Source organism: Acinetobacter sp. NyZ410 (genome assembly GCF_022828975.1).
GTDB lineage: Bacteria > Pseudomonadota > Gammaproteobacteria > Pseudomonadales > Moraxellaceae > Acinetobacter > Acinetobacter guillouiae.
Genome location: NZ_CP094620.1, coordinates 807970 through 821459, shown reverse-complemented (window position 1 = coordinate 821459; position 13490 = coordinate 807970). Strand labels below are relative to the sequence as shown.

Here is a 13490-nt window from a genome sequence, read left to right as displayed (position 1 = left end):
GACTATTTTCGAGTTTCATAACGAAGGCTGAGATAATTTTAGCCACAACCCTTCGGGACTAGCGTGTTTTTTGCCGCTACGTTGTTACGAACTACTCATTTAGAATAACTAAATTTCGTATTTCGCGCCTAGTATCGCCTAAAAAACACACGTAGTCGCAAACGTAGACGAATTGTCAACAGACCCTATTTGAAGTTATTTTGTTTTATCTCGTTTAGAACAGTCCATGACAGCGTCAGAAATCCCATCGGCAGCTTTTGATTCTGTAATCGTACAGCCATTTTCCTGATAAGTTCGAGTTTCCTTAGAAAACTTATGATCTTTCGGAATCGGTGCATTACACGGCTTATTGGTCTTTACATTGACCATTTTCACGGGTCCATCGTTATAGATCGTCACCTTACAACCCTTTACAACGTATTCTTGCTCGATCCCTCCATACATTTCATCTTCAGAAGCGTCAGATGCAACATCACAAGCCTCATCTGCGCGACATAAGGCCCCTGCTCCAGCCACTTCCGCACCAGCAGCTTCGATTGCTTCAGCGGCAGCCTCTTGTACTTGCGCATCTACAGATTGCTTCTTTGCATATGTATTTGAAATGCCCATCATCAATAGCAATGCCAACGCCAATTTACTGTGCTTATTTATTAAATTCATAGGTTTATCCTTGTTTTCTATCTATTTGATAGCAATACCCACCATAAGCTTATTAAAGTTAAGATGATTTTATTGTCTATTTTTAGTATTCTACTCTATTCACTTCACTTAGTTTTTGGAATATGCCTGTCGAAAATGCACCTCAACAAGGGATTACGTTGTATAGCCACGAGGATGACTTTCGTTCACATTGGATTAGATTTCTTCTTGCAGAAAAACAAATTAAACACACCTTAATCATTGTCGAAGAAGATGACGAAGATTTAGCCAGTTTAAATCCATATAATCAACTGCCTATGCTGATTGAAAATGATTTAAAGCTGTTTAATACCAGTATTATTTCTGAATACTTAGATGACCGTTATCGACAAAACAAACTCTATGCGGATGCCCCTGCACCACGCGCAGAACAAAGACAGTATATTTGGCGCTTTGAACAAGATTGGCTGAAACTTGCAGATATTATGCTACGTCACCCAGATACACTTAATGAAGCTGCAAAAAAGAATGCACAAAAACAATTAAAAGATACTTTGGTATCCCTTACCCCACTTTTTCAACATTATCCTTATTTTATGTCTGAAAACTTTACAATTTTAGATTGCATGTTAGCGCCAATTTTCATACGGTTAAAACATATGGGAATTGAATTACCGAAACAGCAATCTCGTCCAATTTTATTATATTGCCAACGGATTTTTAGCCGCCCAGCTTTTTTAAAGTCGATGACTTTTAAAGAGAAAAACAGATATAGTGAATTTTTGGCAAAATTCTAGATCGCAAATCAATAGAGTACTTTTTAATGTCTGAACAAGAATTGAACTTAACCCCAACTCGACCATACCTTGCACGCGCAATATATGAATGGATTTGCGACAACAATTTAACGCCATACTTACTTGTTGACGCAACCAAACCCTATACCGATGTACCACAACAATTTGTACAAGATGGGCAAATTGTATTGAACATCGCACCACATTCTGTGCATATGTTAAATATGACCAATGAGGCAATTACCTTCTCTGCTCGTTTTAGTGGTGCATCTAAAGATATCTATGTACCTATAAATGCGGTATTAGGCTTGTATGCACGCGAAAATGGACAAGGATTATTCTTTGATCCAGATGAATATGCCAATGTGCAAATAGATGAAGATGTTTTAGAATCAAATACTAGTGAAGAAGTAGAAACTAAAACTGAGACACCAAAGAAAAAACCAAGTTTAAGAATTTTAGAATAGAACAAGGAGAACTGAATGGCTTTTGATCTCGTACAATACTTTGCTGAGCAGATAAAGATTCAAAAGCCTCAGCTATTATCTCAATTAGAGCCTGCTCAACGTATAGCACATATTGAAGAACTCAATGCTTTAACGTTGGGTAAACTCATTACGCTATGGCGTAAAGATGATGATGCGTTGTATCAAGAAATTCTTTCGCAAGATCAGTTATACAGCCAAGAAATTTCTCGACATCTCACCACCTCTACTCAGAATAAATCCAGTTTAGATAAATCTATACTTGAACCAGCAACAACGGAAATTCTTGAACTACAGCTTGCTGAATTAAAGCAACTTGAAACAGCGGGAAGTTTAGGTAAGCGAGGTCTTCGAGAATTGGTGATTGGGCAAATTGAGCACCTATCAGGTCAGGCGAAAGATTGGGTTTGGTCAACAAACGAACTAACTGAACTGATTGGCTCTCAACCTGTACCCGAAGAAGAGATATCATTAGATGAAACGATGAAGGAGTTTAATCAAATGGTCAATGTTCAAAAAGCAGATCTTCATACAGATCATCAAGACGTCGTAGTAACCGAAACGGCAAACCCAACTTGGGCTAAAATTGCAGAACCTGTGGTGGCACTTGTGGTTTTGTATATTCTTTTTGAAGCAGCAACGAAGCTTTTTGCTTAATTTAGTTTGATAATTAAAATTTATAAAAAGCGATCAAAATGATCGCTTTTTTTCATGTAAAAAATACTTAAGTAATTTTAATCATTTCACGTGATTAAAATCACAGTAATAATATTATAAATGATAAAATATGCACAATCATAATAAATATTCAAATCACTATTAAGTTAAGCTTTTATTGATAAAAATAACTAAGCAATTTATTTAACTTTGAGATAGATTTTTTATAATAACTAATGTTAATTTAAAGCTATGAAACTCTCTAAACTTTAAGAAAAATTAACAGTTTACACAGGAGGATAATAATGTAAGAAATATACTGATTAAATGCCAAGCAATTAAACATTAAAAAAATGATTTTACTGGAAAAAGAACAAATCTAGCGTTAACTTAAACTAACTACGACCGTTAAAAAACAGTTTACACTTTAATTTTTTAATATTAGATAAGTGATATTATGAACAATCAATGTATCAATATCGCAATTTCAGGCTTAGGTTTAACCACCTCTGACGATCTTAAAATAAGACTTAGAAAAATTTTACCAACCAATATTGGTATAAATTGGACAAGTGTTTCAGATCAAAATATAAATTGTATTTTGATCAATGAGCAGTTTTTTGAAAATAATAATATCCAGAATATTATCCAAAATAAAAATATTCCTTATTTAAAAATTTCAAAACATAGTGAGCATAAAGAAAGTGCAGAAGACAATTTACTCTGCATCCCGATTTATGACGAATTCACATTGAAAAACTGGGTCAATATCAAATTACTGCATAAGACCGAAACAGAACAGCTGGAACTTAGCCAAGTTCCCGATGATGAAGCTGAGGATCAACTTGAAATCAAAGAAATTGATTTTTTTGCAGGGCTTTTCCATCACGACAGTCGCAAAGTCATTTTAAATGATCATCTCGGCACGATTGCGATTATCGACCATCATGCACATCTGGCATGGTTAGAAGCCACCCGTGAAGAATACCAAACAGATCGCTCAATACACTACACTGCGGCAGTCACTGCGGACTTTATAAAAGTTTCTCGTAAACGACAATTCAACTTAGAAAATTGGTTATTTAACCTAATTTGGAAAAACCCCAATTTAATCACCGTACCTGCGGCTGATAAATATTATCGTCTCAAATTCTGGATTCAGCCCAATGAGTTGGATAAGAAATTACTGTTACAACTAAGTGCATGCTTTATTTCTGGAGCTGAGATCCAACATGTCTCAGACAAACTCAACCTTCCAGTCGCAACCGTGCAGCACTTTGTTGCTGCGAATCTAGCCATCCATAATGCTGAACTGATTTCAGCAAAAGAAAGTCTATTTGATAAAACACCAAGTAATACTGAACAAACGGAAGAAAAAGGGATTTTAAAAAGCTTTTTTAACAAATTAAAAAGTCGATTTAAATTTTAAGGGATAAATACACGATGATTATTCAGAAGTATAAAATTGTTTTTGCAGGTTCAATGGGGGCAGGTAAAACTGAAGCAATTAAATCATTATCAGAAGTACCTGTATTAGCAACTGAAGCATTTAACACCGATGATCGTAGCCATAAAAAACTAAACACAACCGTGGGAATCGATTATGGCGAAGTAACGCTAGATGATGGCAGTAAAGTTGGGCTGTATGGCACACCAGGACAAGGTCGCTTTGACTTTATGTGGGGCGTGATATGCAAAGGCGCGATTGGTACGATTCTGTTGATTGATCATAGCTTAGCAACCCCCTTAGATGAACTGGAATATTACCTCAATATTTTTAAACAATATGGTGAAAACATTGTGATTGGAGTCACCCATATCGATGATGATATGAATAAGCCAACGCACCAATACCGTCAATGGTTGATGGAACGTAATTTAAATTTACCTGTGTTTTTTATTGATGCACGCAAGAAAGCCGATGTGTTATTGCTCTTAGAAACCTTGATCACCACATTAGAAGTAAAATATTTATAGACTATTGATATGTATCCGCTTACTGGAAGTGTATTCGGATACTCAAAAGTCACTATATTTAAACCAGTTAATTATTCATATAAGTGATATCTATCAAGTCATTGATCAGAAATTAAGCTTATGTTTTGTATGAACTTTTAGAAACTGTTGGTTAACAATTCATTTTTTGTGCTTTTGAATCCTAGATGGTTATCCTACCGCGGGGCGACATGGATGTCGCCGTTGGGCGGGGGTACAGGACGTACCCCTCGCCAAACAAAAGATTTTTGTCACTTTTCATCTCTGAAAAGTGAGGCATCGCCTACGCAAAGGGATTTAAACGTTGAATTTAAGGTGTGGCATTGCAAGCTTTTTTATAATTAAACAATTGATTTTTTCATATAATTTATTTAATTAATTAAAAACATTAATTAATAAAAATTATATTCTTGTGTATGCGTTTTTTGACAGGTTAACTATATTGAAAGCCGTTATTTAAGCAATGGGGAAATAAAACCGAATCCACTTGATAGCATAAAGGGATAAAATCTTTAGCCTTATTACTGTTTGTAAGGCTACTGTCTATAAGATTGCATGAATTGTTGTTTGTGACTTACTTTGTGCTTTAGACTGATACATCAATAAATCTGCCTGATGTGTTGCATCATCGACATTGTCAGGTAATTGATTGTAAATACGGATTCCCATACTAAAATTGATACCGAATTTTTGCTTCAAGCCACTAAATAAGAAACTATTTCTAAGTCGTTTTGCGTAGTCCTCAGCTTGAATTGCAGAACCCAAAACAACAACACTTCAAAAATCCAATTAAATCGATGTTTTAATTAATTTTAATAATCGAATTTAGACGTCAATGAGTCACTTATAGTTAAAATATGCAATAAAGTAAAGTTTTGAATATGATGATTTTTAGCTTCTTATAGGTAATTTGTTAATTGCTTTGTCGGTAAGTTAATGAGATCAAATAAATGGAATTGTAAAATATAGTTTTTATCGAATTTTTCAGGATGAGCGGGAAAACAACTCTGGTTTACTTCAACTATTAAAACTTTGTAAGTTTTAATCCTATTGCCTATAAACTTTTGATTTATAGCGTCCTAAGCCGAATCGAGACCTTGTGGGTAAGTACTACACTCACGTTGTACGTAACTGGTAGCAATCTACTCTTTTCGATCCCTTACATCCTTGAGATAAATATTAACGAAATCGGCTCGGGATTATTTTCCTAAGATTAAGATTTTCTCGTGAAATTTAGAATTATTTCCCGCAATCAAACACAATCTCAGGATTTTTTATCTTTTATATTTCCAAAATGATTTTTTATTGCAAACTAATTTAAAAAATCGAGAATATATTTCTGTTCTTATTAACAAAGATGCAAACCCCAAAGAACCGTAACGCTCAAAAGCTTTTTCTGTATTTTTAATCTTTCACTCGTCTTTTTTTATTTCTCTTTTATTCATTTCCGATAATAAATCCAATTGAATTTCCTGAATTTTTGCCAGTTTATCCCACTGATGAATGAGTAAATGATCTATTTTTTCATGCAAATGACGGATTTCTAATTCAGCTTTCAAATTGACTTGATAATCATTTTGGGAGCGTAAGCGATCTTTGGCTTCTTGACGGTTTTGGCTCATCATAATAATTGGTGCTTGTACTGCAGCAAGACAAGATAAAATAAGATTTAATAGAATAAAAGGATAAGGATCAGCAGGTTGTTTTACGATCACAACTGTGTTTAATAAAATCCAAACAACTAAAAAAAGCATAAAACAAATTAAAAACGTCCAACTTCCGCCAAAAGTCGCAATTTTATCTGCGAGCCTTTCCCCAATGGTCCATTTTTTTTCGAGTTGTGTTTCAGTATTTTTTGTTATTAATTCATGCTGTTGCATACTATTAAGCACTTCATACTCTAGGTTTGACACCTCCCCCTGCTCCGATTGAAGCAAAGATTGCACATACTGCATACGATATTTGGTTAAATCTGCTTTACAAATATAATCCTGCGCAGACCAATTGGGAAAATCTCGTGCAATTTCTTCAGTAATAACCTTACGTATAGCCCCGAGCGGAACAACATTCGCATGTGAAAAAGTTTGATTACATATCAAGCAAATATGATTTTCATTTTTATCATTCATTGCACTACTCTTTATCATTGTTTGGTTTCAATATCTGTCATTATTTGAATAAAGTATAGAACTAATTTTAATGTGATGCTGTGATGAAATCATTTTGCTTTGATGTATTTTTCTGATGTTTTGAATACTTTTGAATAGACTTAATTGATGAGTCTTATTTGAGATTTTCATATTATTTTTATCGAATTTTTCAGGATGAGTGGGAAAACAACTCTGGTTTACTTCAACTATTAAAACTTGGTAAGTTTTAATCCTATTGCCTATAAACTTATGGTTTATAGCGTCCTAAGCCGAATCGAGACCTTGTGGGTAAGTACTGCACTCACATTGTACGCAACTGGCAGCAATCTACTCTTTTCGATCCCTTACATCCTTGAGATAAATATTAGCCAAATCGACTCGGGATTATTTTCCTAAGATAGATTAATTTTTTTATTTTTTAGGAAAATTTTCCTTTAAAAGTTACTTAATAAAGAAAATTTTTCAACAAAGCTTATTTAATGATTTTTTATTGCATAAATTCTAAAAAAAATGCAAATTTAATTTATAAATTTGCATTTTAGTCATTCTATTTAAATGATCACACGCTTTAATCTGCTAACTTAAGATGCATCTTTTAGCGAGGTTGTTTTACTATCACGCAAAATATCTTCCAAGCCTTGGGTATCCTGATTTAAAAATGCGGTTAAACTCGCTTTTACCTGTTCAAGCGTACTGTGTTTGATTGCAAATACTTCTTTATTTTTCCGTGTCATCAAGCCAAATAATTCACGTTGTTGAAAAATCAATTTGATATTGCTTTCTATCTTAAATTCAAAATTCTCACTTTTTGCATAAGCATTTAATGTAATTTTTAAAAATGCTTCTGACACTGAGTTCAACACTGTAAAAATAGTGTTTCGACCATCCAATTGTAATTGCAAAACGCGTTGACGGCGCCAACTGATACTTTCAAATTTCGCCAATATCTCAGCAATGTCTAAATCGCTCTCTTGCTCCATCTCACGCTCATCGGTGTGATTAGGATACTGAATTTGAATTTCAAACTTGTTCATTATTTTATAACGCATACCCTTAAAATCTATTTGTAGTGTAACAACACTCTTTAAAATTAATAGCGACTCCAATCAAAAAATTATAAATTAATCATTGATTTTAAATTACAAATTGTAAAATTTATCACTATATTTAATTTTTATATGCACTAGGTGTATTTTATCTTTTGGTCAAACAATCAAACCCGTTTATTCTTTTTTTTACAGATCAATAAGGAAGCTCAAGCTTCCTTACTTTTTATAAAAGATGTCGATCTCTAGTCATTATGCCAAACGATGCTCTTGCAACATTTTTTTATGCATCAATTGTCGATATTGTTCTGTCATCTCTTCGATTTGCCCATTTAGGAATAAGCTGAGCTGTTCTGAAACTTGCGCTTGGTTTAAGTTTTTATACACCACATCATATTTCTTTTTGCGCGTTAAAAATCCCAAAAATTCCTTACTTTCAACAACCAGTTGGATATTGCTATCGATCTGAAAAACAGGGTCTGCTTTACTCGAGTGTGTATTTAACTGGATATGTAAATAAAGTTCTGTCTCCGTGTCCTGTACAGCAAAGGAAATATCAGAATTTTCAACTTGTCCCTGTGTCAGGAATAAACGGCGCCAATTGATCGCATAAAATTTTGCACGAATTTGCTCAATGTCCTCTGCCTCAAATGATACGATATCTTGTGCAGGCAAATTGATCTCGACCTCGAACTTTCTCATTGTTCTCACCTATCCATGTGATGTTTATATTATGAGCTATTAATAGCATTTATATCTTTGTTTTAAAACAAATATTTATGTTAAATCATTAAAATTTATTACTTTTTATCAAACACTCATCACAAAAATCAGATTATTTATTGATGAAGTTTTTATTAATTTCTCTATTTTTATATCAACCAGTAAAAAGTATCAGCATCTTTCAATTCTCAAGTTATTTAAAAAAATGAGTCAGCATAAGCTTTCGTCGTGACTTCAAACAATTGACGTTTAAAATATACATTTCAATTGAATAGATATACGTTCTATCCCTTTTAATGTTATGCAGTTCCACCACATAAAGATGGAACAGCAGGTAAAATTGGTTCTGGTTAAAGGCTATGAGCTGCTTAACAACAGCAAACACATCCCTTAATTTTTTCACGAGGCCAATTCATCTTTGCTCGTTTAATTGCCAACTCACTTGTCGCAAAAAAACCCAGTAGATTTTGATTTTCCGCCTTAGGTAAATGCTCACAAGCTTTGCTTGCATTGTGTACTTCATATACACCATTGGCTTGCGCATTTACATTGATAATAAATTTGTCCATCATAAAAGTTTCCCCCAATACTCTTAAAAAGACCTTGAGATTAAATCCATAAAAACGATGTTTTTATCAATCCCATAATAAAAGTATGCCTTTATGATGCAAAAATCAATCTCTCTTTTATTGATTTATTGTTGGGGAAATTTGTCTTTGTATTCGATTTAAAGTGAATCAAATTTTATGTCAAAAAACAGCGAACACTTAATCCAATTTAATAACTCAACCCAATTGAATTGAGTCATCATCCTCTTTGGATCTTGATAAACAGTTGCTTCAAAAGTGCTTTAACACACTAACTACAATGGATGAACAACGCTTTCTTGCTTTTTCTTTCTTAACCAGCGAACCGCTACCACCATCAAGATAATACCAACCACCACCACCAATACAGGAACGATAAGCGATAATACCGATACCACGATTGCCCCAATCCACTCACCTGTAGACACCAAAGGATTGGCTATTCCGCCTGTCGTTGCAGTAGATACACCACGAACCGCAACCGTTCCCATTTGTACAGCTGTTGCTGTACCACCACCAACGATAATCGCAGCCGCCCAGCTTGCAAACTGTGACATTTCACCTGTACTGACCGCCATGGTGGTCAATGTTCCAGCCACCATCGCTGCTGGCGTGGCAATAGTATCTAAAGCATTGTCGACCCAAGGAATATAGTACGCGCCAATTTCACAAATAGTCGCGACAGCTAAACCAATACATACCGATGGTATCGCTAACCACTCAAAACCTTTCATTGGCTCAAACCAGCCCATAAGTGATGCAACACTCATCACCAATAACGGTACAAATACACGAAAACCGCAGGCGGCACTTAAACCAATGCCAATACATAAACTCAGGATTGTTTCCATAATGATTTATCTGCCTTTTTCTCGTTATCTTTTCAACTATTATTAAATTAACAAAAAGCCCTATCACTGGATAGGGCTTTTGCTTAAAACAGGGAGTATCTGTTTTATCTGTGCGGCTTAGCAATCTTATTTTTTAAATTGATTGCCAAGGCATTTGGTACACTGGGGTAAACGATCTGTACCAATTTCTAAATAAGTGCGATGTCCGCATTGGACACAAAAATAGAAGCCTGTTCCGGGTTTTTCGCCAGCAGTAACCATTTTTGTTCTCCATAGGTTTTAGAAATGGTGAATAAAGTATAACCATATTTTGATGTATGTCTACTGTCTATTTCTAAAAATGATGGTGTCATTTTTGCAAGAAATGATTTCAAAAGAGAAATTTATGGTTTTTGAGAGCTACTGCTTAATCATTAAATAGCGCAAACCATTTAAAGCTCTTCTTTTTCTTGAGGTGGTTCATCTGTTCTTTCTTCCTCATAAAAATCATCAGGCATCTGTGACAATACATTTAAAAGGCGCTCAGCTGTGATTGATTCATCAGAATTTACCGTATCACTTTGAGTTTTTTGTAATAAAGACATTTTATTCCCCAAATAAAAACCCCACTTAACAGTAGGGCTTTTTACAACACTATCAATTACTTTTTTCTTTAATCTCCCCCTCTTACGAGGTAATTCTTCTCACATTTAAAAAGAGAAGAACTCCCTCCTTTTTCAAAGGAGGGTTGGGGAGGATTTAAAGAGTGGAACTCAATCAAGCCACTTGCCCTTCCAAGAAATCCTGTGCAAAGCGTTGTAATACCCCACCCGCTTCATACACATGCACTTCTTCTTCAGTATCCAAACGACAAGTTACAGGAACTTCAATCACTTCATTTTTACCATCAACCGTGGCACGTTCAATCACCAAGGTTAAGTCTGTACGTGGTGCAATATTACCAATCACGCTATACAGCTCAGTACCATCAAGCTTTAAGGTTTTACGGTCGGTGCCCGCTTTAAACTCAAGTGGTAACACGCCCATACCAACAAGGTTAGTACGGTGGATACGTTCAAAGCCTTCAGCCACAATCGCTTCAACCCCAGCAAGACGAACACCTTTCGCAGCCCAGTCACGGCTAGAGCCTTGACCATAATCCTTACCAGCAATGATGATCAGTGGTTGCTTACGATTCATATAAATCTCAATCGCTTCCCACATACGCATCACTTCGCCTTCTGGCTCAACACGCGCTTTAGAACCTTGTTTGATGGTGCCGTCTGAACGAACCACCATTTCATTAAACAGTTTTGGGTTGGCAAAAGTTGCACGTTGCGCGGTCAAATGGTCACCACGATGCGTTGCATACGAGTTAAAGTCTTCTTCAGGTACACCCATTTTATGCAGATATTCGCCTGCTGCCGAATCCATCATAATTGCATTCGATGGTGACAAATGATCCGTGGTAATGTTGTCAGGTAAGATCGCAAGTGGACGCATATTTGACAATGTACGTGGTGCAGCCAAAGCCCCTTCCCAATACGGCGGACGGCGGATATAAGTACTTTGAGGACGCCAATCGTATAACGGGCTTTCTGATTTTTCTGTCACCCCCAAATCAAACATCGGGATATACACTTTACGGAACTGTTCAGGTTTTACAGATTGTTTAACCAACGCATCAATTTCAGAATCCGATGGCCAAACATCTTTTAGGTAAATTGGATTACCGTCTTTGTCATTGCCCAATGAATCCGTTTCAATATCAAAACGAATTGTGCCTGCAATTGCATAAGCCACCACCAATGGCGGTGAAGCCAAGAATGCTTGTTTTGCATAAGGATGGATACGACCATCAAAGTTACGGTTACCAGAAAGTACCGCAGTGGCATACAAATCACGGTCAATAATTTCTTGTTGAATCTTTGGATCTAAAGCACCAGACATACCGTTACACGTCGTACATGCATAAGCCACAATACCAAAACCAAGCTTTTCTAAATCTTCAAGTACGCCAGCTTCTTCAAGATAAAGTGCTGCAGCTTTAGAGCCTGGTGCAAAGGATGATTTCACCCAAGGTTTACGTACTAAGCCCAATTCATTTGCTTTACGAGCCAACAAACCCGCGGCAACGGTATTACGAGGGTTAGAGGTATTGGTACAAGAGGTAATCGCGGCAATAATGATTGCACCATCAGGCATTAAACCATCAGTCCGGTTTTCAACTACACCTGCAATGCCTTTCTCTTTTAAATCTGCTGTTGATACACGTGCATGTGGGTTTGATGGACCTGCAATATTACGTGTTACCGTTGAAAGATCGAAACGAAGTACCCGAGGATATTCTGCTTGTTGCATATCCGATGCCCAAAGACCAATTTCTTTGGCATAACTTTCCACCAATTTGATTTGGTCTGATTCACGACCAGTCAAGGTTAAATAATCAATGGTGTTCTGGTCGATATAGAACATTGCCGCGGTTGCGCCATATTCTGGAGTCATATTGGAAATCGTTGCACGATCTCCTACAGACATACTGTCCGCGCCTTCACCAAAGAATTCTAAATATGCACCCACCACACGTTCTTTACGCAAGAATTCTGTAAGTGCTAAAACGATATCTGTTGCCGTGATACCAGCTTTACGCTGTCCCACCAATTCCACACCGATTATGTCTGGAAGACGCATCCAAGATGCACGACCAAGCATGACATTTTCAGCTTCCAAACCACCAACACCGATAGAAATTACACCCAACGCATCTGTATGTGGCGTATGTGAATCGGTACCGACACAAGTATCTGGAAATGCGATACCTTCACGGTTTTGAATCACTGGAGACATTTTCTCCAAGTTGATTTGGTGCATGATGCCATTCCCTGCTGGGATCACATCGACATTTTCAAACGCTGTTTTGGTCCATTCAATAAAGTGAAAACGGTCTTCATTACGACGGTCTTCTACAGCACGGTTTTTTTCAAATGCATCTGGATCAAAGCCACCGTATTCCACCGCCAATGAGTGGTCAACGATCAACTGTGTTGGTACAACAGGATTAACTTTAGCAGGGTCACCGCCTTGATCTGCAATCGCATCACGTAAACCTGCAAGGTCGACTAATGCCGTCTGTCCAAGGATGTCGTGACATACCACACGTGCTGGATACCAAGGGAAATCATGGTCTTGTTTACGATTAATCAGTTCTTTTAAAGACTGTTCGAGAATGGCTGGATCACAACGGCGTACCAGCTGTTCGGCCAATACTTTTGAAGTGTATGGAAGTTTTGCATATGCGCCTTGCTGGATATCTTCTACGGCTTGACGCACATCGAAGTATTCGAGCTGGGTACCTTGCAGTGGTTTACGATAGTTGTTATTCATTAGTTTTGTGCCTCTTGCATCATTTTGTACTGCGTGTCTAATGATTGGCATAGTACACTGTCGAAAACCCATTTCCCAAATCGTTTATATTTCATAAGCTTAGATATAAAAATAGGGGTTTTGGAAATATTTAGTAACATCTTCATTAAAATATTTGCACTAAAACTGCTTTTTTTTGAAAAATAGCGGAAAATAAG

General features: G+C 36.3%; 14 protein-coding genes and 1 pseudogene. 5 read left to right on the top strand and 10 right to left on the bottom strand.

Going from position 1 to position 13490, the window contains the following annotated elements; translation table 11 throughout:
* Positions 1-303 precede the first annotated feature (303 nt).
* Positions 304-612 (bottom strand): annotated as a pseudogene (locus MTO68_RS03900) (hypothetical protein); the annotation flags it as partial.
* A gap of 170 nt (positions 613-782) precedes the next feature.
* On the opposite strand from MTO68_RS03900, the gene MTO68_RS03895 reads away from it, so the two are divergent.
* The 5 genes from MTO68_RS03895 (at position 783) to MTO68_RS03875 (ending at position 4555) form a co-directional block, all read left to right on the top strand.
* Positions 783-1436 (top strand): glutathione S-transferase N-terminal domain-containing protein, encoded by a 654-nt coding sequence (locus tag MTO68_RS03895; RefSeq protein ID WP_004722947.1) that lies wholly within the window; start codon positions 783-785, stop codon positions 1434-1436.
* A gap of 26 nt (positions 1437-1462) precedes the next feature.
* Entirely contained in the window at positions 1463-1903 is a 441-nt protein-coding gene (locus tag MTO68_RS03890; protein WP_239046407.1) for a ClpXP protease specificity-enhancing factor, read from the top strand.
* A 15-nt stretch (positions 1904-1918) separates the two neighbouring features.
* Positions 1919-2578 (top strand): hypothetical protein, encoded by a 660-nt coding sequence (locus tag MTO68_RS03885; RefSeq protein ID WP_004819206.1) that lies wholly within the window; start codon positions 1919-1921, stop codon positions 2576-2578.
* A 457-nt stretch (positions 2579-3035) separates the two neighbouring features.
* A complete protein-coding gene (locus tag MTO68_RS03880) occupies positions 3036-4007 on the top strand; it encodes a hypothetical protein (protein WP_244015118.1) in 972 nt (323 codons plus the stop codon).
* Between the two features lie 14 nt (positions 4008-4021).
* Positions 4022-4555, top strand: coding sequence for a hypothetical protein (locus tag MTO68_RS03875; RefSeq protein ID WP_004722957.1), 534 nt, complete (start codon positions 4022-4024; stop codon positions 4553-4555).
* 561 nt (positions 4556-5116) lie between these two features.
* Here MTO68_RS03875 and MTO68_RS03870 read toward each other — a convergent pair.
* From MTO68_RS03870 to acnD, 9 genes are all read right to left on the bottom strand, one after another.
* Positions 5117-5338, bottom strand: coding sequence for a hypothetical protein (locus MTO68_RS03870; RefSeq protein WP_244015116.1), 222 nt, complete (start codon positions 5336-5338; stop codon positions 5117-5119).
* Positions 5339-5985: 647 nt separating this feature from the next.
* Positions 5986-6702 carry a DUF1003 domain-containing protein gene (locus tag MTO68_RS03865; protein WP_004819201.1) on the bottom strand — a complete coding sequence of 239 codons (717 nt, stop codon included), beginning with the start codon at positions 6700-6702 and terminating at the stop codon, positions 5986-5988.
* A 602-nt stretch (positions 6703-7304) separates the two neighbouring features.
* Positions 7305-7772, bottom strand: a complete 468-nt coding sequence (locus MTO68_RS03860) for a hypothetical protein (RefSeq protein WP_244015114.1) — start codon at positions 7770-7772, stop codon at positions 7305-7307.
* A 249-nt stretch (positions 7773-8021) separates the two neighbouring features.
* Positions 8022-8471 carry a hypothetical protein gene (locus MTO68_RS03855; protein WP_244015112.1) on the bottom strand — a complete coding sequence of 150 codons (450 nt, stop codon included), beginning with the start codon at positions 8469-8471 and terminating at the stop codon, positions 8022-8024.
* Between the two features lie 389 nt (positions 8472-8860).
* Positions 8861-9064, bottom strand: a complete 204-nt coding sequence (locus tag MTO68_RS03850) for a hypothetical protein (protein ID WP_081407350.1) — start codon at positions 9062-9064, stop codon at positions 8861-8863.
* A 290-nt stretch (positions 9065-9354) separates the two neighbouring features.
* Complete coding sequence (locus tag MTO68_RS03845) at positions 9355-9930, bottom strand: DUF4126 domain-containing protein (protein WP_056514777.1); 576 nt, start codon at positions 9928-9930, stop codon at positions 9355-9357.
* 126 nt (positions 9931-10056) lie between these two features.
* The gene (locus MTO68_RS03840; RefSeq protein ID WP_004722968.1) at positions 10057-10191 is read right to left on the bottom strand and encodes a hypothetical protein; all 135 of its coding nucleotides are present in this window, start codon (positions 10189-10191) and stop codon (positions 10057-10059) included.
* A gap of 170 nt (positions 10192-10361) precedes the next feature.
* Positions 10362-10514 carry a hypothetical protein gene (locus MTO68_RS03835; protein WP_244015110.1) on the bottom strand — a complete coding sequence of 51 codons (153 nt, stop codon included), beginning with the start codon at positions 10512-10514 and terminating at the stop codon, positions 10362-10364.
* Positions 10515-10686: 172 nt separating this feature from the next.
* Positions 10687-13293, bottom strand: coding sequence for a Fe/S-dependent 2-methylisocitrate dehydratase AcnD (gene acnD / locus MTO68_RS03830; RefSeq protein ID WP_244015108.1), 2607 nt, complete (start codon positions 13291-13293; stop codon positions 10687-10689).
* Positions 13294-13490 lie beyond the last annotated feature (197 nt).